Source organism: Micromonospora sp. NRRL B-16802 (assembly GCF_001279555.1).
Lineage (GTDB): Bacteria > Actinomycetota > Actinomycetes > Mycobacteriales > Micromonosporaceae > Micromonospora > Micromonospora profundi.
This window is the reverse complement of the sequence record NZ_LGEB01000132.1, coordinates 126,161-146,671: the sequence shown is the minus strand read 5'-3', so window position 1 is coordinate 146,671 and position 20,511 is coordinate 126,161. Positions and strand designations below refer to the sequence as shown.

Below are 20,511 nucleotides of genomic sequence, written 5' to 3'. Positions count from 1 at the left end.
GAACCCCCGCACGATCCACATGTGCCGAGGTTACGCGCCGGCCCGCGTCCCATCACCGGTTGGTGCCGAGTCGCGTGCGGATCGCTGTCGCGGCGCACAGGATGACCACGAGGCCGCCGACGAGCGTCGTGGCGCCGATCTGCTCGCCCAGCAGCAGGGCCGCCCAGGCGATGCTCATGACGGGCTGGGCGAGTTGCACCTGGCTGACCTGCGCCATCGGCCCGATCGCCAGCCCGTGGTACCAGGCGAAGAAGCCGAGGAACATGCTGACCGCGCCGAGGTAGCCGAACGCCGCCCACTGCGCAGGCGTGCCCTGCGGGACCTCTCGGGCGACGGCGACGACAGTCAGGGCCGCCATGAGCGGGGAGCACAGGACGAGCGCCCAGGAGACGGTCTGCCAGGCGCCCAGCTCGCGGGCCAGCAGACCGCCCTCGGCGTACCCGGCGGCGGCGGCCACGACCGCGCCGAACAGCAGCAGGTCGGCGCGGTGCAGGTGACCCAGGCCGCCCCACTGGGCCGAGGCGAAGACCGTCGCCGCTACCGCTCCGGCGCCGGCGGCTATCCAGAAGCCGAGCGGCGGACGCTCCCTGCCCCGCAGGACGGCCAGGGCAGCTGTCGCCGCCGGCAGCACGGCGATCACCACAGCGCCGTGGCTGGCCGGCGCGCTCGTCAGGGCGTACGAGGTCAGTAGCGGAAACCCGACCACGACGCCTCCGCCGACCACGGCGAGGCGGAGCCACTGCGCGCCGCCAGGCGGGCGCTGGCGGGTCAGGGCCAGCGCGCCGGCGGCCAGCACCGCCGCCACGACGGCCCTTGCCGAGCCGATGAACAGTGGCGACAGGCCGCCCACCGCCAGCCGGGTCAGGGGAACTGTGAGCGAGAAAGCCGCCACCCCGACAAGACCCCACCACAGACCGGACGGGCGCGACGCCGATATCGCGCGGGGCGGATGGGCAGTAGCGCTACTCTGTGTTATCATGAATGACGGTAGCAGCACCCGGATCGCCACCGACCTCGCCCGGTGGATCACGACGGCCGCACCCGGTGCACGGCTGCCGTCCACCCGGGAACTGGTCGCCCGCTACCAGGCCAGTCCCGTGACGGTGCAGCAGGCGCTGCGTACCCTCACCGCCCGCGGGCTCGTCGAGAGCCGGCCCGGAGTCGGCACGTTCGTCCGCGCCGTACGGACGGCGCGACCGGCCGACTACGGCTGGCAGACCGCCGCGCTACGCGCGCCGCACGCCCTTTCCGGCGCGGTGCCGACAGCGCTGCGCAGCACCCCCAACGACGTCGTCGCCCTGCACGCCGGCTACCCGGACCGGGAGCTTCTCCCGGAGCGTCTGGTCCGCTCCGCGCTCGCCCGGGCGGCTCGCACGGAGGCTGCGCTGACCCGGCCGCCCACCGCCGGCCTGCCGGAGTTGCAGTCCTGGTTCGCCGACGAGGTGCGTGCCGTCACCCCGCTCGGCGGAACACCACCCACACCCAGCGACGTCATCATCGTCCCCGGCAGCCAGAGTGGACTGAGCTCGGTGTTCCGCGCCCTGGTCGGGCCCGGTCAACCACTGCTGCTGGAGTCCCCGACCTACTGGGGAGCCATCCTTGCCGCACGGCAGGCAGGCGTGCGGGTCGTACCGGTCCCCAGCGGCCCCGACGGGCCGGACCCCCGCGAGGTGGCCCGCGCGTTCGCCGAGACGGCCGCCCGGGTGCTCTACGCGCAACCGAACCACGCCAACCCCACCGGAGCACGGTGGTCGGCGGCGCTGCACGAGCAGGTGCTCACCGTCGTACGCGAGCACGGCGCCTTCGTCGTCGAGGACGACTGGGCCCACGACCTCGGCGACACCGCCACCGCGACACCTCTGGCCGCCCACGACGACAGCGGCCACGTCGTCTACCTGCGCTCGCTCACCAAGAGCGTGTCGCCGGCCATCCGCGTGGCGGCCGTCATCGCCCGGGGCCCGGCCCGCGAACGGCTCCTGGCCGACCAGGCCGCCGAGTCGATGTACGTCAGCGGCCTCCTGCAAGCCGCGGCACTCGACGTCGTCACCCAGCCCTCCTTCGCCACGCACCTGCGCGGCCTGCGCCAGCAACTGGGCGCGCGACGCGATCTCCTCGTCACCGCGCTACGCGAGCACGCCCCACTGGCGCACATCGACAGGGTGCCGGCCGGAGGGTTGAACCTGTGGGTCCGCCTGCCCGACGGCACAGACGTCAAACGGCTCGCCTCCGACGCGGGAGACGCCGGGCTCGTCATCGCCCCCGGGACCGGGTGGTTTCCCGCCGAACCCACAGGGCCGTTCCTCCGACTCAGCTACGCCGGCCCCAACCCCGCGGCGTTTCCCACAGGGGCACGCCTACTGAACGACGCGCTCGCCCGCCAGGGCCTCTGACATACGGCCCCTGGCGGGCGAGCTGCGGGCGGCGCGGTCCTGGCCGGCGAGCTGCGGCGTGGTGCGACCCGGTTCAGCGGCGGCTGCGGCGCTGGTCGCCGAGCCGCAGCGTGTTGCAGACGTCGAAGACTCCCGGCACGTCCCAGGCGAGTTCCGCGGCGACCTGGCGTGCGTCAGTGTCGCTCACCAACCCGGACAGGATGACCACCCGGTTCTGCACTGTGACGCCGATCCGCTGCCGCCTCGTGGTCGAGTCGGCGCTCAGTCGCTGCGCGACAAGCGCCTCGAGCCGCCGGTCCGGGCTGTCCGGCTCGGGCTGACTGGCGGCGAACCAGTTCTCGTCAGGCAGCGGCCATGGCATGTGCACGAAAAGAGCTCCTTGCTGGTGGATCGGCCGTGATCAGACGCGGGTGCCCGACACGGACGCGTCCTGCGACAGGTGGGCGAGCGCGTCGGCGCGGCTCTCGAAGATCGGGAACGTCCCGTCCAGGCGCATGGTGTGCAGGACGGTGCGGATGAACCGCGACGGCGCGGCGAGGCTGAGCGTGGCGCCACGGCCGCGGGCGTCCTGGTGGGCGCGCACGAGCAGGCCCAGTCCGGTGGAGTCGATGAGGTGCACGTGGCTCAGGTCGACAACGACGTGCCCACCCATCTCGGCGGCGTGCCGCAGGGCGGAGCGCAGTGTGTCACCGGCTTCGAGGTCGATGTCGCCGGTGGCCGCGACGACCGTCACGTCGTCGAGGTGGTCGATGGCGAGGATGCCGCCGGGTCCGTGGTCGCTGCACGAGACCGTTGCGCCCTGCGAGGTCGGCCGCAGGCTGCAGTGCGGGCAGCGATGGGGGCCGGTGGCGAACGGCGATCCACTCCAGCCGTGTTCGGACACCAGCGTCCAGACGACCTCCGCGTCGGGCAGCACGCACGCGGTGGCCCGGAGGGAGTCACCGCAGATGTCGCAGATCAGGGTCATCAGGTCGTCGTCGGGGACGACGGTCATGGCGCTGTCCTTCCTACGTCCGTGCCCGGCCGCGGACGACCTCGGTGCGGGCTCAAATCGGTGGTGCGGATCCCGTGCGTCACGGTTCTGGCGTCTCTGAGGTGGCTCGTCCCGTGGTCACCACGACGAGAACGACGCCGACACCGGCGACGCCGATCTGCAGGAGGAACTCCAGGAAACCGAACCCCTGGGCGGTGACACCGGCCAGGCGCGCGGCGGTGGACCCGATCAGCGCGGCGACGACGCCGACGGTCAGGGCGACCCACAGCGGAACGCTGTGCGGGCCGGGAACGACACGCCGGCCGAGAGCCCCCGCGACCACGCCGACGACGACGGCGCTGACCAACCCGCTGACACTCATGCTGCCTCTCCTGTCGCTGCCGGCGTCAGTGCCGGGTGGTCACGGGCGCCCGGCCCTGCGCGATCGGCGATGGCGGGGCGGCTTCGGGCTGGCCGTCCTCGGCGTCGATGACGATCGGCAGAACCTGCTCCAGCCGGGCGGTGTGCAGGATGCGCCGGATGCGGGGGTTCGGGTTACGGATGGTGAGGACCCCGTCGGCCCGTACCAGCCGCCGGTGGACGTCGAGCAGCAGCCCGATGGCGGCGGCGTCGATGTGCCGGCACCGTGACAGGTCCACCACGACGCGGCCGGGACGCAGCGCCAGCAGCCTGTCGAACACGACCCCGGTCTCCGGCAGACCGGCCAGGTCGAACGTGTCGATGCACACCTCGACCATCGGCAGCGTCCACGACGTCGGTGCCGGTGACTCCGTCATGGCGTACCCCTTCGCTCGCGGCCCTGTACGCCAACGACCGTGCCGGGCCGGCTTGGCGGTCACCGCGCGGATCCATGACAGTTGCGTGACAAATCCACCAACCGGCGGGCGCGGTTGGCCGCGCGGCGTGCGGCCTGGGGATGATTCCCTGTATGACGGCCGTACTGGTGATCGAGGACGACGACCGCATCCGGCTGGCGCTGCTGCTCGCATTGGAGGACGAGGGGTACGACGCCGTCGGCGCGGCCACCGCCGAGGAGGGCCTGCGCGCCCAGCGCCGTGACCCGGCCGACTACGTGCTTGTCGACCTGATGCTGCCGGGCCTTGACGGTTTCGAGTGCATCCGGCAGTTGCGCCGCGACGACGACGTCCCGATCGTGGTGGTCAGCGCCCGCGACGAGACCCACGACATCGTGGCCGCGCTCGAAGCCGGCGCCGACGACTACGTGGTCAAGCCCGTGGCGATCAAGGAGTTGACCGCCCGGCTGCGCGCCCTGCGTCGCCGCGCCCGCGCGGGCGTCGCCGGTCCGGGGCCTGCGCCGGTGCCCGTGTTCGCCTTCGGCGACCTGGAGATCAGCCCAGACGCGGGGGAGGTCCGGCGGGCCGGCCAGCCCGTGCCGGTCACCCGCACCGAGTTCCGGCTGCTCTGCGAGCTGGCCGAGCACGCCGGTCGCGTGCTGTCCCGGCAGCAGTTGCTGCAACGGGTCTGGGGCTACGACCTGGGCGACGAGCGGCTTGTCGACGTGCACGTGGGCAGGCTGCGGCAGAAGATCGAACGGGATCCGGCCACGCCCCGCCACCTGGTCACCCTGCGGGGTATGGGCTACAAGCTGCAGCGATGAGACACCGCCTCGGACTCCGTACCCGGGTCACCGCCGCGTTCGCCGTCGGTGCGCTCCTGCTGGCCGCGTCGATGGCCCTCGTCTCGTACGAGCTGGTCAGCCGCTCCCTGCTTGAGGAACGCGAGCGTACGGCCCTGCGCGCCGCCTACTTCGACGCCGCCATCGTGCGCGCCGGCCTCGACACGGACACCCCGGACGTGGTGGAGGTGCTGCGCTCGCTGGACACCGGCGGGGGCCGCCGGCCCGTGCTGCACCTGGACGGCGAGTGGTACGCCCGTACCGTCGACTCGGGCACCACCACGTCCATCCCTGTCGACCTGCGACGGCTCGTGGCCGCCGGGGAGCCGGCGTTGCAGCGGGTACGCCTCGACGGCCAGCCCGCCCTGGTGGTCGGGGTGCCGCTGTCTGACACGTCGATGTATTTCGAGGTCAACTCCCTGCGTGAGCTGGAGCAGACGTTCCAGGTCCTGGCGTTGGCGCTGACCACCGTGGCGATCATGGTGGCGGGCTCCGGTGCCGCGCTCGGCTGGTACGCCACCCGGCACGGGCTGCGTCCACTGACGGCGGTCGCCGACGCCGCCGAGAAGATCGCCGCCGGTGACTTCACCGCCCGCCTCGACCCGACCACCGACCCCGACCTGACCCGCCTGTCGTCGTCGTTCAACCAGATGGTCGACAGGCTCGCGCAGCGCATCGAACGGGACCGCCGCTTCGCCGCAGACGTCAGCCACGAACTGCGGTCCCCGTTGCAGACCCTCGCCGCGGCGGCCAGCGTCCTGGCCCGCCGCCGCGAACACCAGGACGAACGTACGGCGACGGCCGCCGGTCTCGTCGCCGACGAGATCGACCGCTTCCAGCGGCTCGTCAACGACCTGATCGACCTGGCCCGCAGTGACCACCCCGCCCGTCGGGCCCCGGTGGACGTGGTGGCGCTGGCCCGGGACGCCTGTCACGCCCTGGACCTGCCCGCGAGCATGGTCCACCTCGGTCCGGGCGTGCCGGCGACCTGGCAGGTGGAGCGGCGGCGGGTAGCCCAGATCCTCGCGAACCTGCTCGGCAACGCGGCAACCTACGGCGGCGGCCCGGTGGCCGTCCGGTTGGGCCGCGACGGCAGCGCAGGTGTCATCGAGGTCGACGACGAGGGCCCGGGCGTGCCGGTCGAGGACCGTGAGGCGATCTTCGACCGGTTCGTGCGGGGCCGCGCCGCGAACACCCGTGGCACCGGCGACGGCACCGGTCTCGGGCTCGCGCTCGTCGCCCAGCACGCCGCCGCGCACGCCGGCGACGTCACCCTCGGCGACCGGCCCGGCGGCGGCGCCCGCTTCCGGGTCACCCTCGCGGAGAGCCTGCCATGACGGGCCGTCGTCTGGTCGTCGCGGTGACGCTCGCCGCGCTGCTCGCCGGCTGTGGCATCCCCACCGACGACACGGCCCGGCCGGTGACGCCCCCACGCGGGCCGTTTCCGACAGTGGCTTCCACGGATGCCACGGTCCCGGCCGGCAGCGCCGCGGAGATCCTCTGTCTGCTGCGTGACAACCGCATCGTCCCCGTGCTCCGGCGCGTGGAACGTCCGCCGACTGTCGAGGAGCATCTGCGGCATCTGCTCGCCGGGCCCACCACGACCGAGCGGGACGACGGGTTGACGAGCGCGCTCGCGGGTGCGGTGACCGCCGCCGGGGCGACGGTCACCGACGCCGAGGCCCGCGTCGTTGTCGACGAACCCGGCCACGATGTGGGCCGCAGCGACGAGGTCCTCGCCTTCGGCCAGATCGTCTGCACCCTGACCAGCCGCGACGACGTCGCCACCGTCACGTTCCTGCGCGACGGCAAGCCCCTCGGCGTGCCGCGCGCCGACGGCTCGCTCACCGAACGGCCCCTCACCCGCACCGACTTCGCCCCGCTCATCGTGCCGCAGTGACCGCGACCGCCGGCCGTGGGGCGCAGTCATACGTTTCATGACAGTCGCGTGACAAATCGGCTGACGAGCCGATCTCCGGTTTCGGTGGCGCACCATCGGGGGCACGAAAGCGTCGCCGACGAAAAATTTCAGCTTCACGACACTGAGGAAGGACGGTTCCCGTGGAGGTTACGGGCTTCTTCACCGCCATCATCATCGGTCTGATCATCGGGGCCCTCGGCCGGCTGGTGGTGCCGGGCAAGCAGAACATCCCGATCTGGCTCACCCTCGCCATCGGCGTACTGGCCGCGATCCTCGGCACCCTCGTTGCCGGTGTGTTCGGCGTCGACGACACCGCCGGCGTCGACTGGATCGAACTGTTCATCCAGATCGTGTTCGCGGCGATCGGTGTGGCAATCGTCGCCGGCATGTACGGCCGCCGACGGCACTGAGGACCACGCACGGGCGGGCCCACCCTCAACTGGGGGTGGGCCCCGCCCGTGCGTCGTGCCGGAATCGAGCAGAGCCGGCTGTGATTGGATGGTCCGGTGCAGTTCACAGTGACAGAGGCGCCGACGCGGGAGCGGTTCGAGGCGCGCGACGAGGCAGGCGCTGTCGCTGGATTCGTCACCTACCAACTGACCGGCAGCATCATCGTCTACACCCACACCGAGACCGATCCGGCGTACGAGGGCAGAGGCGTCGGGTCGACGCTGGCCCGCGCGGTGATGGACGACGCCCAGGCCAAGAGGCGCATGGTCGTGCCGATCTGCCCGTTCCTCGCCGAGTGGCTGCGCAAGCACCCGGAGTACGAGGGCATCGTGGTCCGGTCGACCCGCAAGGTCAAATAGCTTCCGCCCGTCCCAGCACCCCCTGCGCATCCGTCGGGAGACGCGACCGATGACAGCCTCCGCCTTCCGCGCATCACCTTCGGCCCCGGCATGCAGCGGTACGCCATGAGGGTGATGGCCGCCCGCACGGCCGAACTACGCGGCTGACGCCGGCCCGGCCAGCGTCGACCGGAGTCAGTGGTCGGCGCGGGCGGCCAGGGCGTCCACGAGGCGGCGGGTCGAGCCGGCCAGGTTCCACTGGGCGGCCAGTTCGAGGAGCCGGTCCGGGTCGGCGGGAGAAGTCGGCAGGGCGGTGGGCAGCTCCGGCAGCGGCACGTCCAGGGCCACCTGGACCACAGTCGGGGCGACCGCCAGGTAGTCACGGGCGGCGGCGAGCTTGGTGCGCAGGCCCGGCGCGAAGGACGAGTCGGAGTCGTCGAGCGCGGCAAGGATGCCGGCGATGCTGCCGTACCGCTCGATGAGCCGGGCGGCGGTCTTCTCGCCGACACCGGGCACGCCGGGCAGGCCGTCGCTGGGGTCGCCGCGCAGCGCCGCGAAGTCGGCGTACCTGTCGGCCGGCACGCCGTAGCGGGCGCGCACCGCTGCGTCGTCACAGTCGTCGAGCTTGGCCACGCCGCGCCCGACGTAGAGCAGCCGGACCGGTCGGCTGTCGTCGATGAGCTGGAAGAGGTCCCGGTCGCCGGAGACGACCTCGACCGGGCCCGGCTGGGTCACCGACAGCGTGCCGAGCACGTCGTCGGCCTCGTAGCCGGTCGCCCCGACGGCGGTGATGCCGATCGCGGCCAGCACCTCCAGGATCATCGGCACCTGCGGGGAGAGCGTGTCCGGAACGACCTCGCCGCCCTGCGGGGCAACCCGGTGCGCCTTGTACGACGGCAGCAGCTCGACCCGCCACGCCGGCCGCCAGTCGTAGTCGAGGGCGCAGACCATCCGGTCGGCGCCGCGTCCACGGATGAGGGTGGCGAGCATGTCGAGGAAGCCACGTACCGCGTTGACGGGAGTGCCGTCCTCGGTGCGGGCTGCGGACTCCGGAATGCCGAAGTAGGCCCGGAAGTAGAGGCTGGCTGCGTCGATCAGCAGGATCGGGGGTCGATGTGCCACGCCGGACAGCCTGGCACAGCCCTCCGACGATCTCGGGTACGCCCTGCCGACGGCGGCGTCAGCGTTGCTCGTCGTGCCCGTAGACGGTCGCCCGCCGGGCCAGGTGCTGCACGACATAGCTGGTCACCAGCAGCACGACGGCGACAAGCACCTCGATCCAGGCCGCGACACCGTCGGCCACGGTGAGCCCGATGACCAGCAGCACCAGACCGACGAGCGCGAGGACGCCGGCCCACAGTTGACGGCGACGGCGTGTGGCCGCCCGGTTCGCCTGGTTCGCTGCCACGTCGCTCCTCCCGGTCGGGAGCCCGTGCGGGTTCCTGACCCCAGGCTATGACCGCCGGGGCCGTCCGACCGGGAAAACCAGAGCGTCCGTCGGCCAGCGCGCCGGCGATGAGCGTGAGCGCGAGGATCCCCGGCCGGCGATGAGCGTGAGCGCGAGGATCCCCGGCCGGCGCGGGGCGCGTCGGCCGGGGATCTCACGGACCGTGCCGTCAGGCGGGAAGCGTCCAGCGCTGGTTGGCGCCGGCGAAGCAGTCCCAGATCTGCAACCGGGTGCCGTCGGCGGAGCTGTTGTCGCTGGCGTCCAGGCACTTGTTGGACTGCGGGTTGCGCAGCGTGCCGTCGGACTGCGCCTGCCAGACCTGGGCTCCGGTGCCGTTGCAGTCCCAGAGCTGGATCTTCGCGCCGTTGGCGGTGGAGCCGCTGGTGATGTCGGCGCACTTGCCGAGCGCCCGCAGGGTGCTGTCACCGGCCACCGTCCAGGTCTGCGCGTTGGTGCCGTTGCAGGCCCACAGCTGCACTGCGGTTCCGTTGGCGGTGCTCGCGGAGGCCACGTCGACGCACTTGCCGCCGATCCCGGTGATCCGGCCGGTACGCCCGCTCGGCGGCGGGGTGGTGCCGCCCATGATGGTGTCGTACATGGCGCTGACAAGCGAGGTCGAGCCCGTGGTGTCCTGCGACAGTTCCCAGTTCATGACGCCGCCGGCGTTGGCGAGCGCCCACTGGGTCTTGCGCTTGACCGTCGGGATGCCGTTGTAGCACTGCTGCACGCCGCTGACGGTGGCGCAGTCCCGGTTGGCGTTGGCCGGGTCCATGCCGACAAGCGCCGAGTACGTGTAGTAGCCGGGGCGGCTGTAGAACGGGATGCCGAGCACTGCCTTGCTGGCGGGCAGGCCGCGCGACTTCCACAGGTTGATGCTGGCGATCGACCAGTCGTAGTTGGCGTGTGGGCTGCCGCCGTCGTACGCCATGATGTTGAGCCAGTCGACCTGGGCGAAGACGGCGGTGGGTACGCCCTGCACGTAGGTGCCCTCGGAGACCACGGCGGCGGTGAGGAGCTTGCCCCTGCTGTGCAGTGCGCTGCCGAGCTGGGTCATGAGCTGGGTGTAGTTGTTGGCCGAGGTCCCCGGGTCCGGGTATTCCCAGTCCATGTCGACACCGTCGAGGTTGTACTGGTTGACGAAGTTGACGAGGTTGTTGACGAAGGCGGTCCGGGTACCTGCGTTGGCGGCGAGGGCTTCGAAGGCCGAGTCGTTGCCGTCGTTCCAGCCGCCGACAGCGATCGACACCTTGACGTTGTTGGCGTGCCCGAGCGAGACCAGCGAGGAGAGCTTGCTGGGGTTCTCCACAGGGCGCAGGCTGCCGTCGTTGTTGGGCAGCACGAAGGCGTAGTTGATGTGGGTGAGTTTGTTGTACTGGATGGTGTTGACGTTGCCGGCCCACGAGGGCAGGTAGCCGACGCTCTTGAAGTTGTTGGGCAGTACGGCGGCCTGCGCGGCGGTGGGGACGAGGGTGAGGGTGGCGCCGGCGGTGGCCAGCGCGAGCAGGCCGGCGGTGAGCGCGCGGCGCAGTGTTGAGGGCATCGGTGGGGCCTTCCCGGGCGGGGGACGACGCCCGCCCGCGCAGGGTTGTCACGGGCGGGAGGTGCGAAAACGCGGGTATGGCCTCGAGGCAGCCAAATCTTAAAGAGTGTTAACTGTCGGCGTCAATCAACCCCGGTGGATTTCCCACGGCGGACCCCGCGCGGCTTCTGGGGATGCCCAAACGACCGTTAAGCTGACGAGGTGGGAATCGACGAGCTGTACCCGTCCGACCGGTTGATCGCCGCGCAGCGCGCCACAGCGGCCGCCGGTCTGGACGCGCTGGTGCTCACCCCCGGTTCCGACCTGCGCTATCTGACCGGCTACGACGCACACGCGGGGGAGCGGCTCACCTGCCTGGTGCTGCCCGCCGAGGGTGAGCCCACGCTCATCGTGCCGACCCTGGAACGTCCGGCCGCCGAGGCGTCACCGGCCACCGGCCTGCGCATCGTCGACCACGCCGACGGCGTCGACCCGTACCCCCTTGTGGTGGCAGCCCTCGACGGCCCGCCGGCATCGGTGGGGTTGGCCGACCGGATGTGGGCCGAGCAGGTTCTCGCACTGCGCGCGGTGCTGCCCGGCGCCGCGCAGCGGCTCGCCTCCGAGGTGCTGCGCGAGCTGCGCATCCGTAAGTCCCCGGCGGAGGTCGCGGCGCTCGCCGAGGCCGGCGTGGCCATCGACGAGGTGCACCTGCGGATGGGCGAATGGCTGCGCCCCGGCCGCACCGAGGCCGAGGTGGCCACCGACATCGCCGCCGCGATCCGGGCCGCCGGGCACGTCAGCGTCGACTTCGTCATCGTGGCCGCCGGTCCCAACGGGGCGAGCCCGCACCACGGCACCTCGAACCGGCCGATCGGCGCCGGCGAACCGGTGGTTGTCGACATCGGCGGCACGATGCCGTCGGGCTACCGCTCCGACTGCACCCGCACCTACGTGGCGGGCGGGCCGGCGCCGGCCGAGTTCCTGGACTACTACGCGGTGCTGCGCGACGCCCAACGCGCGGCGGTGGCGGCCGTGCGACCCGGGGTCACCGGCGCGGGGGCCGACGCCGCGGCCCGGGAACCGATCGCCGCCGCCGGCTACGGCCCCGCGTTCCTGCACCGCACCGGCCACGGCATCGGGCTGGACGGTCACGAGGAGCCCTACCTGGTCGCTGGCAACGACAGGCCCCTGGAACCCGGGATGGCATTCTCCATCGAACCGGGCATCTACCTCGCGGGCCGACACGGCGCCCGCATCGAGGACATCGTCGTCTGCACAACGGACGGCGTGCAACGGCTCAATACCACCCCCACGGAGCTCATCGCCTTATGACTGTCGACCGGATCCTCCCCACCGACGAGGCCCACGACCTGCTGGACCTCGCCACCGAGCTCGCCGACCGGGAGCTCGCACCCAAGGCCGCCGGCTTCGAGGAACGCGCCGAGTTCCCCCGCGACGTGCTGCGCACCATCGGTAGGGCCGGCCTGCTCGGCCTGCCCTACCCCGAGGAGTACGGCGGGGCAGCCCAGCCCTACGAGGTGTACCTCCAGGTGCTGGAGATCCTGGCCAGCCGGTGGCTCGCGGTCGCCGAGGCGGTGAGCGTGCACACCCTGTCCTGCTATCCGGTGGCCGCGTTCGGCACCGACGAGCAGCGCAAGCTGCTGCCGGACATGCTCGGCGGTGAACTGCTCGGGGCGTACTGCCTCTCCGAGCCGCAGGGCGGCTCCGACGCTGCGGCGCTGACCACCCGGGCGGTCCGCGACGGCGACGCGTACGTCCTCTCCGGCACCAAGGCGTGGATCACCCACGCCCGGAACGCCGACTTCTACAACGTGTTCTGCCGCACCGGAGGCCCGGGTCCAAAAGGGATCTCCTGCGTGGTCGCCGACGCCGCGACGCCGGGCATCGCGCCGCAGGCGGCCGAGCGGACCATGGGATTGCGGTCCTCGCCGGTGGCGCAGATCGTCTTCGACCAGGCCCGGGTGCCGGCCGACCGGCTCGTCGGGGGCGAGGGCGCGGGCTTCACGATCGCGATGTCCGCGTTGGACTCGGGGAGGCTCGGCATCGCTGCCTGCGCGGTCGGGCTGGCCCAGGCCGCGCTCGACTACGCGGTCTCCTACGCCCGGGAGCGCCAGCAGTTCGGCCGCGCCATCATCGACTTCCAGGGTCTCGGGTTCGGTCTCGCCGACGCGGCGACGCAGATTTCGGCGGCCCGCGCGCTGACCCTTGCGGCGGCGCGGCTGCGCGACGCCGGGCGGCCGTACTCGATCGAGGCGGCCAAGGCCAAGCTGTTCGCCACCGACATGGCGATGCGGGTGACCACCGACGCGGTGCAGGTGCTCGGTGGTGCCGGCTACGTGGCTGACCACCCGGTGGAGCGCTACATGCGTGAGGCGAAGGTGTTGCAGATCGTGGAGGGCACCAACCAGATCCAGCGGTTGGTGATTTCCCGGTCGCTGGCGAAGGGCTGAGCGGGCTGCGACGGGTGCGGCGGCTTCGCCGTGCCCGTCGCCGTCGGGCCGTTTTCCCGGTAGGTTGCTCGCCGTGGAAGAGATCGACCGCGCTGTCCTCGCCGCGCTCACCGCTGACGGCCGCCTGTCGTACACCGACCTGGCCGAGAAGGTGGGGTTGTCGGTGTCCGCCGTGCACCAGCGGGTGCGCCGGCTGGAGCAGCGCGGGGTGATCAAGGGGTACGCCGCCAAGGTCTCCTTCGAGGCGCTGGACCTGCCGTTGACGGCGTTCGTGGCGATCCGGCCGTTCGACCCGTCGCAGCCGGACGACGCGCCGGAGCGGCTGGCCCACCTGCCCGAGATCGACTCGTGCTATTCGGTGGCGGGGGAGGACTTCTACATGCTGCTGGTGCGGGTGGCCAGCCCGGCTGACCTGGAGCGGGTGTTACAGGAGATCCGCACCTCGGCGAGCGTGACGACCCGGACGACGGTGGTGTTGTCCACCCCGTACGAGAGCCGGCCGCCGAAGATCAGCGCGGGGGGACCGAGTCGGTCGCGGTCCCGGGTGCCGGCGGAGTCGGCTGGTTCCACCGAAGGATGACCCGCCGTCCGTGCTCGTGACCGAGCGCGCTGACGGTGGCGGTGTCCAGCCGCAGGAGGCCGCCTGCGGACGGGGGCAGGCCGACCCAGCGGGCGCCGAGGACCCGCAGGCTGTGCGCGTGACCGACAAGGGCTACGGTGCCCTGGTCCAGCAGCGGCGTGGCCCGGGCCAGCACCCGGTCGAGCCGGGCGCCCACCTGGGCGGGTGATTCACCGCCGGGGCAGCCGTCGGTCCAGATGTTCCACTGCGGCTGGTCGGAGTGGATGTCGACGGTGGTGCGCCCCTCGTACTCGCCGTAGTTCCACTCGACGAGATCCTCGTCGACGCCGTCGACGGTGAGCCCTGCCAGCTGCGCGGTGTGCAGGGCCCGCGTGCGAGGGCTGCTCAGCACCGTGGCGAACCGCCTGCCGGCCAGAAACGCCGCGAGGGTGCGGGCCTGGCGCTCACCGTCGGGGGTCAGCTCCAGATTGGTGTACGAGGTGTGCCGGCGGGCGGCACTCCAGGTGGTCTCGCCGTGCCGGATCAGCAGGAGCTCTCCCATCCGGCCAGTTAACCACCGTGCGGACGGAGGCATGCGGCTCCACCATCCCACCTATCTTCCTAGGATGCCTTACGGGTTGTGCCGAGCGGCACCGCCGGTTTCGGCACCCAGAGACCGGGCAAGCGGGTGGGGACAGTCGCCAGACCGAGGAGGCGCGATGAGCTTCACCGAGAAGGCACGTAACAAGGTTGAGCAGATGGCCGGCGCCGCGAAGGAGCGCGTTGGCGACATGACCGACAACGAGCGGATGCGGGGCGAGGGCGCCAGCGAGAAGAGCGAGGCGCGCGCCAAGCAGGCCGGTCAGAACATGAAGGACGCGGGTCGCAACGCGAAGGACTCCTTCACCAAGTGACCTGAGCTGTCCACGGGTCCCCGGGCGTACGACGGCCCGGGGACCCGTGGTGCTGCGGCTACTGTCGCCGGGTGACGGTGCTTCGTTCGCTTGTGTTGTTCGCGCTCGCGGCGCTGGCCGAGATCGGTGGCGCCTGGCTGGTCTGGCAGGGCTGGCGGGAGCAGCGCGGCCTGTGGTGGATCGTCGCCGGTGTGGTGGCGTTGGGCTGCTACGGCTTCGTGGCGACGTTCCAGCCGGATGCGAACTTCGGCCGGATCCTGGCCGCCTACGGCGGGGTGTTCGTGGCGGGCTCGTTGGGCTGGGCGATGGTGGTCGACGGTTTCCGCCCGGACCGGTGGGACGTCACGGGTGCGGTGCTGTGTCTGCTCGGTGTCGCCGTCATCATGTACGCGCCGCGAGGCGGTTCCGTGTAGGCGGCTGAGCGGGGGACACCGAGTCCCTTTCGCGTCTGTCATGATCCGCTGCGTGATCCACTTTCGGCTCCGGCTTCTGGCAGGTGTTCTGGCGGCAGGTGCCGTGCTCGGCGTCACGGCTTGCGGCACCTCGCCCTCCCGGGCGTCCTCGCCGGTCTTCGTGAGCCCGTCCGGTGCTTCGGTCGCCCCGTCGGGCGCTTCGCCGCCGGCGGTCCCTGCTCCGGCGGCTTCGATCCCGGCGGTTTCGGCTTCGCCGTCGGGCGCTGTCGCGGCGCCGGTGAGCCCGCAGCCGACTGGTGTTCCGGGTGCGACGCCGACGGGGATCAGGCCACCGGTGGTCGATCACGGGCCGCGTGTCGGCAACCGGGTGGCGTTGACGTTCGACGCGGACATGACCGACGGGATGCTGCACAGTCTGCGCAGCGGCCGGGTGCGGTCGTACGCCAACCTGCGCATCCTTGACCTGCTGGAGCGGGAGCAGGTGCCGGCGACGTTCTTCCTGACCGGCAAGTGGGTGCAGCGCTATCCGGAGGTGACTCGGCGGATCGCCGGCAATCCGCGGTTCGAGCTGGCCAACCACACGTACGGGCACCTGGCGTTCACGGGGGACTGCTACGGCCTTCCCCGGTTGCCGGCGAGGGGCATGACCGAGGACGTGGCGAAGACGTTCCGGGTGATCGAGCCGTACGGGGGTCGGCAGACCCGGTACTTCCGCTTTCCGGGCCTGTGCCACGACAAGGCTGCGCTGGACGCGCTCGCTCCGCTCGGGCTGACGGTTGTCGACGGGGACGTGGTCAGCGGTGATCCGTTCGCCGAGGCGTGGCAGCCACTGGTGCGCGCGGTGCTGGACAAGGCGCGCCCCGGGTCGATCGTGATCATGCACGTGACCGAGGCGAACGCCTCGATGACCGACGAGGCGTTGCCGCACATCCTGGCCGGGTTGCGCGAGCGGGGCCTGGTGCCAGCGACGCTGTCGGAGGTCCTGACCGGCGGCTGAGAGTCCGGCGGCTGCTGGCCGAGCAGGGAGGATGCAGCGGCGGGTCGACCTTGCCGCCGAGGCCGTATGCGTTCATGCCAGCCATTGCGGCAAGCACGGCCAGCGGGCTTGATGGGCGAGCGTGATACCGCAGAGTCATATTGATGACGCAGAGGTATCACGCTCGCCGCAGACCTACGTCGCCGTCGCCTACGACGGCCGATGCCTACGACGGCTGACAGCCGACGGCCCGCGGCACCGGGCGCCCTCGCGGCGCAACAGGCGCTCCGGGTGGTGGATCAGTCGTCGCGGTGGTCGGTCCACCACTGCTGCCCGCTGTCGGGCAGGGTGTCGATCGGGTCGTAGTAGGCGTAGCGCTTGTTGAGGGCCTCCAGGTCTGCCGACTCGATGGAGGTCCGGTAGTTCTTGGTCCAGTAGGAGATGCCGCGGTCGCGGTCGTAGTCGGTGAGCATGTGCACCCACCGCTTCCCGACGAAGGGCACGTCGCAGACGATGCGTGGGGTGGCGTAGCCGGGCAGGTAGCCCATGATGTCGTGCTGGAGTTGCTGAGCGTGCCAGACGGGGACCCGCCAGTGTTCGGCGTTGGGGATCATGTCGCACATGTAGAAGTAGTACGGCAGGATCCCGGCCTCGCCCTGGAGCGCGAAGCAGAGGTCGAGCAGCTCGGGTGTGGTGGCGTTGACGCCGCGCATGAGGACGCCCTGGTTGCGGACGTCGCGTACGCCGACGTCGAGGGCGGTCTGTGCGGCCTTGGCGACCAGAGGGGTGAGCGACTGGGCGTGGTTGACGTGGGTGTGGATGGCGAGGTTGACGCCGCGGCGGGCGGCGGTACGGGCCACCCGCTCCAGCCCTTCGACGACGTCGGGCTGCAGCCAGTGCTGGGGGAGGCCCATGAGGGCCTTGGTGGCGAGCCGGATGTCGCGGACCGTCTCCAGTTCCAGGAGGCGCATCAGGTACGACTCGAGGTTGCGCCAGGGGACGTTTGCCACGTCGCCGCCGGAGACGACGACGTCGCGGACGCCGGGGTGGGCCTTGAGGTAGCTGATGTGGGCGTCGTAGCGGTCGACGGGCTTGAGGGTGAGCTTGAGTTTGTCGACGGCGGGGGTGGAGTTGCCGACGAGGTCCATGCGGGTGCAGTGCCCGCAGTACTGCGGGCAGGTGGAGAGCAGTTCGGCGAGGACCTTTGTGGGGTAGCGGTGGGTGAGGCCTTCGGCGACCCACATGTCGTGCTCGTGCAGGGAGTCACGGCTGGCGTAGGGGTGTGACGGCCAGTCGGTGCGGCGGTCGGAGGCGACCGGGATCATGTAGCGGCGGATGGGGTCGGCGAGCAGCGCCTCGGTGGTGGGCGGCGCGAACGGCACCATCGTGTTGATCATTTGGGGTGGTACGAGCATCGACATGGTGGCCAGTGCCTGCTGGTCGGCCTGGACGTCGGCGTAGAAGCTCTCGTCGACGAGGTCGCCGAGGACGGCGCGTAGTTGCTTGACGTTCTTGACGCAGTTGACGCGCTGCCACTGGGCGGATTCCCACTGGTCGCGGGTGACGTGGCGCCAGCCGGGGAAGCGGGTCCAGTCGGGTTCGACAAGCGGCTGGCGGCGGTATTCGTACGGCTGCCCGGCGCTCGGCACGGCGACCGGGGCGTGACGTGGTTGAGCGATGGTCTCGACCGGTTGGGTCTGGGTCACGGCCCCTCCTCGGTGCTCGTGGCTGATCATGAGGCTCGAAGGCTACTGGAAAATATCCGGCAAAGAAATTAGTCTGCCGTAAGTTTTCCCGTTACGCGAGCCTTGACCGGGGCTTCGGACGGCTGGGCAGGGGAGGTCGGCGTGACGTCACCGGTGGGACTGCACCGCGTCGTGGAGCCAGCGGGGGTGCTGCCGCAGGCGGCCTGGCGGCTTGACACGTCCGCCGCGATCGCCCCGAACGAGGTGCGGATCCGGGTGCAGCGACTCAACCTGGACGCGGCGAGCTTCCGGCAGTTGTCGGAGAAGCACGGTGGCGACGGGGACGCCGTCCGCGCCGAGGTACTGGAGATCATTTCGACGCGGGGCAAGATGCAGAACCCGGTGACCGGGTCCGGCGGGATGCTGATCGGCACTGTCGAGGAAGCCGGTCGGCGTTCCCCGCTGGGGCTCAAGGCGGGGGAGCGGGTCGCCACGCTTGTGTCGCTCACGTTGACGCCGCTTGTGGTGACCGACGGGCTGGCCCGCTGGGACGGGCGCAGCGAGCAGGTGCCGTGCGACGGGTGGGCGATCCTGTTCGCCCGTTCCATCGCGGCGGTGCTGCCCGAGGACGAGGACCCGCAGTTGTCCCTGGCGGTGCTCGACGTGTGCGGGGCGCCGGCGTTGACCGCGCGGGTGGTGGCGCGCTACGTCGAGGATCGGAGCCGTGCAGGTGATCCGACGCCGGTGCGGGTGGCGGTGATCGGCGGGGCGGGCAAGAGCGGGTCGCTGTCGCTTGCGGCGGCGCGACGTGCGGGTGCGGCGCGTACCGTCGGGGTGGTGCCGGTCGCGGCGGAGCGTGACGCGCTGGTGGCGGCCGATCTTGCGTCGGTGGTGGCGTTGGCCGACGCGCGGGATCCGGTGGGGTTGTCGACGGCGGTGACGACGGCGCTGGGTGCCCCGGCGGACGTGACTGTGGTGTGCGTGGACGTGCCGGGCTGTGAGCACGGGGCGGTGCTGTCCACGGCTGACGGTGGCACTGTGGTCTTCTTCTCGATGGCGACGAGCTTCTCCGCGGCGGCGTTGGGCGCCGAGGGGTTGGCGGCGGACGTGACGATGCTTGTGGGCAACGGCTACGTGCCGGGGCACGCGGAGTTGGCGTTGGGGTTGCTGCGTGCCGAGCCGGGGGTGCGTCGGCTCTTCGCGGCGCGGGTGGCGGCAGACTGAGGTCATGACGAACCCCTCGACGTTGTACCGCGGCGGTGTGCTGCACTGTCCCGCTGATCCGAGCGCTACCGCGCTGTTGGTCTCCGGTGGGCGGATCGCCTGGTTGGGCATTGACGGTGACGCGCCGCCTGCCGACCGGGTGGTGGATCTCGATGGTGCGCTGGTGACGCCGGCGTTCGTCGACGCCCACGTGCATGCCACCGACACCGGGTTGACGCTGTCCGGGCTGGAGTTGTCCGGGGTGCGGTCGGCGGGGCAGTTGCTCGACGCGGTGGCAACGTACGCGGCGGGGCTGCCGGTGGACGCTGTGGTGTTGGGGCACGGCTGGGACGAGTCGGGCTGGTCGGACGCGACGTTGCCGGATGCGGCGGCGCTGGACCGGGCGGCCGACGGTCGGCGGGTGTATCTGTCGCAGGCGTCGATCCATTCGGCGTTGGTGTCGTCGGCGCTGCTGGCGGCGTGCCCGCAGGCGGCCGACGCGGCCGGCTTCGACGCGTCGGGTTGGTTGCGGCGCGACGCGCATCATGTGGTGCGGGCGGCGGCGCAGGGGTCGGTGAGTCGTGCGCAGCGGGTGGCCGCGCAGCGGGTGGCGCTCGCGCACGCGGCGTCGCTGGGTATCGCGGCGGTGCACGAGTGCGGTGGGCCGGAGATCTCCGACGAGGAGGACTTCACCGGTCTGCTGGGCATCTCCGGTGATGGGTTGCCGGAGGTGTACGGGTACTGGGGTGAGCTGGGTGGCGCGGCGCGGGCCCGGGAGTTGGGTGCGGTGGGCGCTGGTGGTGACCTGTTCGCCGATGGGGCGTTGGGGTCGCGGACGGCGCACGTGTCGCAGCCGTACGGCGATGGTGACGGGTGTGGGCACGGGTACCTGTCGGCGGAGCAGGTGCGTGATCATCTGCTGGACTGTGCGGCGCATGGCATGCAGGGAGGGTTCCACGCGATCGGTGACGCGGCGATCGGCACGGTTCTCGACGGTTTCGCGGCGGCGGCGCGGGCGGTGGGTGTGGAGCGGCTGCGGGCTGCTCGGCACCGCATCGAGCACGCGGAGATCATGAGTAAGCGGTTGATCGCCGGGTTCGTGGAGTACGGGGTCGTGGCGAGCATGCAGCCGGCGTTCGACAGGTTGTGGGGTGGCGCGGGCCGGATGTACGAGTCGCGGTTGGGGTTGGACCGGTCGTTGGAGTCCAACCCGATGGGTGCGATGCATTCGGTGGGTGTGGCGTTGGCGTTCGGGTCGGATTCGCCGGTGACGCCGCTGGATCCGTGGGGGTCGGTGCGGGCGGCGGCGGCGCACCACAATCCGGCGCAGCGGATGGGTGTGCGGTCGGCGTTCGCGGCGCACACCCGTGGTGGGTGGCGGGCGGTGCACCTGGACGTCGAGGGGGTGCTGGCGTTGGGGGCGCCGGCGACGTTCGCGGTGTGGTCGACGCCGGCAGGTGTGGATCGGGGTCTGCCGGTGTTGCTGGCCGAGGATCCGGAGTTGCGGGGTCCGGACGATCCGACGCCGCTGCCTGTGTGCCGGCGTCTGGTGCTGCGCGGTGAGGTCATCTACGAGGAAGGGTCGTCGTGAGCGA

The 20,511-nt window shown here is 71.5% G+C and carries 24 protein-coding genes; 14 read left to right on the top strand and 10 right to left on the bottom strand.

What is annotated here, in order from left to right; all coding sequences use genetic code 11:
- Positions 1–52 precede the first annotated feature (52 nt).
- A complete protein-coding gene (locus tag ADK66_RS29950; RefSeq protein ID WP_053661277.1) occupies positions 53–979 on the bottom strand; it encodes a DMT family transporter in 927 nt (308 codons plus the stop codon).
- Here ADK66_RS29950 and ADK66_RS29945 point away from each other — a divergent pair.
- Positions 978–2,390, top strand: coding sequence for a PLP-dependent aminotransferase family protein (locus tag ADK66_RS29945; RefSeq protein ID WP_053661274.1), 1,413 nt, complete (start codon positions 978–980; stop codon positions 2,388–2,390). The genes ADK66_RS29950 and ADK66_RS29945 overlap by 2 nt on opposite strands.
- 73 nt (positions 2,391–2,463) lie before the next feature.
- Here ADK66_RS29945 and ADK66_RS29940 read toward each other — a convergent pair whose 3' ends face one another.
- The 4 genes from ADK66_RS29940 to ADK66_RS29925 all read right to left on the bottom strand — a co-directional run bounded on the left by ADK66_RS29940 (position 2,464) and on the right by ADK66_RS29925 (position 4,160).
- Positions 2,464–2,757 (bottom strand): BON domain-containing protein, encoded by a 294-nt coding sequence (locus tag ADK66_RS29940; protein ID WP_053661272.1) that lies wholly within the window; start codon positions 2,755–2,757, stop codon positions 2,464–2,466.
- Positions 2,758–2,790: 33 nt separating this feature from the next.
- A complete protein-coding gene (locus ADK66_RS29935) occupies positions 2,791–3,384 on the bottom strand; it encodes an STAS domain-containing protein (protein ID WP_053661270.1) in 594 nt (197 codons plus the stop codon).
- 79 nt (positions 3,385–3,463) lie between these two features.
- A complete protein-coding gene (locus ADK66_RS29930; protein ID WP_053661269.1) occupies positions 3,464–3,745 on the bottom strand; it encodes a hypothetical protein in 282 nt (93 codons plus the stop codon).
- 25 nt (positions 3,746–3,770) lie between these two features.
- Complete coding sequence (locus ADK66_RS29925) at positions 3,771–4,160, bottom strand: STAS domain-containing protein (RefSeq protein ID WP_157553092.1); 390 nt, start codon at positions 4,158–4,160, stop codon at positions 3,771–3,773.
- A gap of 152 nt (positions 4,161–4,312) precedes the next feature.
- Between ADK66_RS29925 and ADK66_RS29920 the strand changes: the two genes are divergently transcribed.
- From ADK66_RS29920 to ADK66_RS29900, 5 genes are all read left to right on the top strand, one after another.
- On the top strand, positions 4,313–5,002 hold the full coding sequence (locus ADK66_RS29920) for a response regulator transcription factor (protein ID WP_053661267.1): 690 nt from the start codon (positions 4,313–4,315) through the stop codon (positions 5,000–5,002).
- A complete protein-coding gene (locus ADK66_RS29915) occupies positions 4,999–6,357 on the top strand; it encodes a cell wall metabolism sensor histidine kinase WalK (RefSeq protein ID WP_053661265.1) in 1,359 nt (452 codons plus the stop codon). Before ADK66_RS29920 ends, ADK66_RS29915 begins: the two co-directional genes overlap by 4 nt.
- The gene (locus tag ADK66_RS29910; protein ID WP_053661263.1) at positions 6,354–6,920 is read left to right on the top strand and encodes a GerMN domain-containing protein; all 567 of its coding nucleotides are present in this window, start codon (positions 6,354–6,356) and stop codon (positions 6,918–6,920) included. The genes ADK66_RS29915 and ADK66_RS29910 overlap by 4 nt, the downstream gene beginning before the upstream one ends.
- A gap of 161 nt (positions 6,921–7,081) precedes the next feature.
- A complete protein-coding gene (locus ADK66_RS29905; protein WP_053661261.1) occupies positions 7,082–7,351 on the top strand; it encodes a GlsB/YeaQ/YmgE family stress response membrane protein in 270 nt (89 codons plus the stop codon).
- A gap of 96 nt (positions 7,352–7,447) precedes the next feature.
- Positions 7,448–7,750, top strand: a complete 303-nt coding sequence (locus ADK66_RS29900; protein ID WP_053661259.1) for a GNAT family N-acetyltransferase — start codon at positions 7,448–7,450, stop codon at positions 7,748–7,750.
- A 174-nt stretch (positions 7,751–7,924) separates the two neighbouring features.
- Here ADK66_RS29900 and ADK66_RS29895 read toward each other — a convergent pair whose 3' ends face one another.
- The 3 genes from ADK66_RS29895 to ADK66_RS29885 form a co-directional block, all read right to left on the bottom strand.
- Entirely contained in the window at positions 7,925–8,851 is a 927-nt protein-coding gene (locus ADK66_RS29895; protein WP_053661256.1) for a 5'-3' exonuclease, read from the bottom strand.
- A 58-nt stretch (positions 8,852–8,909) separates the two neighbouring features.
- Entirely contained in the window at positions 8,910–9,137 is a 228-nt protein-coding gene (locus ADK66_RS29890; protein ID WP_053661254.1) for a hypothetical protein, read from the bottom strand.
- 208 nt (positions 9,138–9,345) lie between these two features.
- The gene (locus tag ADK66_RS29885) at positions 9,346–10,716 is read right to left on the bottom strand and encodes a glycosyl hydrolase family 18 protein (protein ID WP_053661252.1); all 1,371 of its coding nucleotides are present in this window, start codon (positions 10,714–10,716) and stop codon (positions 9,346–9,348) included.
- 201 nt (positions 10,717–10,917) lie between these two features.
- On the opposite strand from ADK66_RS29885, the gene ADK66_RS29880 reads away from it, so the two are divergent.
- The 3 genes from ADK66_RS29880 to ADK66_RS29870 all read left to right on the top strand — a co-directional run bounded on the left by ADK66_RS29880 (position 10,918) and on the right by ADK66_RS29870 (position 13,746).
- Positions 10,918–12,027: a Xaa-Pro peptidase family protein gene (locus tag ADK66_RS29880; protein ID WP_053661250.1), complete on the top strand. Its 1,110-nt coding sequence runs from the start codon at positions 10,918–10,920 to the stop codon at positions 12,025–12,027.
- A complete protein-coding gene (locus tag ADK66_RS29875; protein WP_053661248.1) occupies positions 12,024–13,166 on the top strand; it encodes an acyl-CoA dehydrogenase family protein in 1,143 nt (380 codons plus the stop codon). The genes ADK66_RS29880 and ADK66_RS29875 overlap by 4 nt, the downstream gene beginning before the upstream one ends.
- 73 nt (positions 13,167–13,239) lie before the next feature.
- The gene (locus ADK66_RS29870; RefSeq protein ID WP_053661246.1) at positions 13,240–13,746 is read left to right on the top strand and encodes an Lrp/AsnC family transcriptional regulator; all 507 of its coding nucleotides are present in this window, start codon (positions 13,240–13,242) and stop codon (positions 13,744–13,746) included.
- On the opposite strand, the gene ADK66_RS29865 is transcribed toward ADK66_RS29870, so the two are convergent.
- Positions 13,676–14,287: a histidine phosphatase family protein gene (locus ADK66_RS29865; protein WP_053661243.1), complete on the bottom strand. Its 612-nt coding sequence runs from the start codon at positions 14,285–14,287 to the stop codon at positions 13,676–13,678. The genes ADK66_RS29870 and ADK66_RS29865 overlap by 71 nt on opposite strands.
- A 157-nt stretch (positions 14,288–14,444) precedes the next feature.
- Here ADK66_RS29865 and ADK66_RS29860 point away from each other — a divergent pair, with 157 nt between their 5' ends.
- The 3 genes from ADK66_RS29860 to ADK66_RS29850 all read left to right on the top strand — a co-directional run bounded on the left by ADK66_RS29860 (position 14,445) and on the right by ADK66_RS29850 (position 16,049).
- Positions 14,445–14,639: a CsbD family protein gene (locus tag ADK66_RS29860; RefSeq protein ID WP_053661241.1), complete on the top strand. Its 195-nt coding sequence runs from the start codon at positions 14,445–14,447 to the stop codon at positions 14,637–14,639.
- Positions 14,640–14,710: 71 nt separating this feature from the next.
- A complete protein-coding gene (locus ADK66_RS29855) occupies positions 14,711–15,052 on the top strand; it encodes a YnfA family protein (RefSeq protein WP_053661239.1) in 342 nt (113 codons plus the stop codon).
- Positions 15,053–15,386: 334 nt separating this feature from the next.
- Complete coding sequence (locus ADK66_RS29850) at positions 15,387–16,049, top strand: polysaccharide deacetylase family protein (RefSeq protein WP_082377750.1); 663 nt, start codon at positions 15,387–15,389, stop codon at positions 16,047–16,049.
- A gap of 278 nt (positions 16,050–16,327) precedes the next feature.
- Here ADK66_RS29850 and ADK66_RS29845 read toward each other — a convergent pair whose 3' ends face one another.
- The gene (locus tag ADK66_RS29845; protein ID WP_053661237.1) at positions 16,328–17,734 is read right to left on the bottom strand and encodes a KamA family radical SAM protein; all 1,407 of its coding nucleotides are present in this window, start codon (positions 17,732–17,734) and stop codon (positions 16,328–16,330) included.
- A gap of 153 nt (positions 17,735–17,887) precedes the next feature.
- Between ADK66_RS29845 and ADK66_RS29840 the strand changes: the two genes are divergently transcribed.
- On the top strand, positions 17,888–18,937 hold the full coding sequence (locus tag ADK66_RS29840) for a zinc-binding alcohol dehydrogenase (RefSeq protein WP_197281695.1): 1,050 nt from the start codon (positions 17,888–17,890) through the stop codon (positions 18,935–18,937).
- A gap of 4 nt (positions 18,938–18,941) precedes the next feature.
- Positions 18,942–20,507 carry an amidohydrolase gene (locus ADK66_RS29835; protein ID WP_053661234.1) on the top strand — a complete coding sequence of 522 codons (1,566 nt, stop codon included), beginning with the start codon at positions 18,942–18,944 and terminating at the stop codon, positions 20,505–20,507.
- The last annotated feature ends 4 nt before the right edge of the window (positions 20,508–20,511 follow it).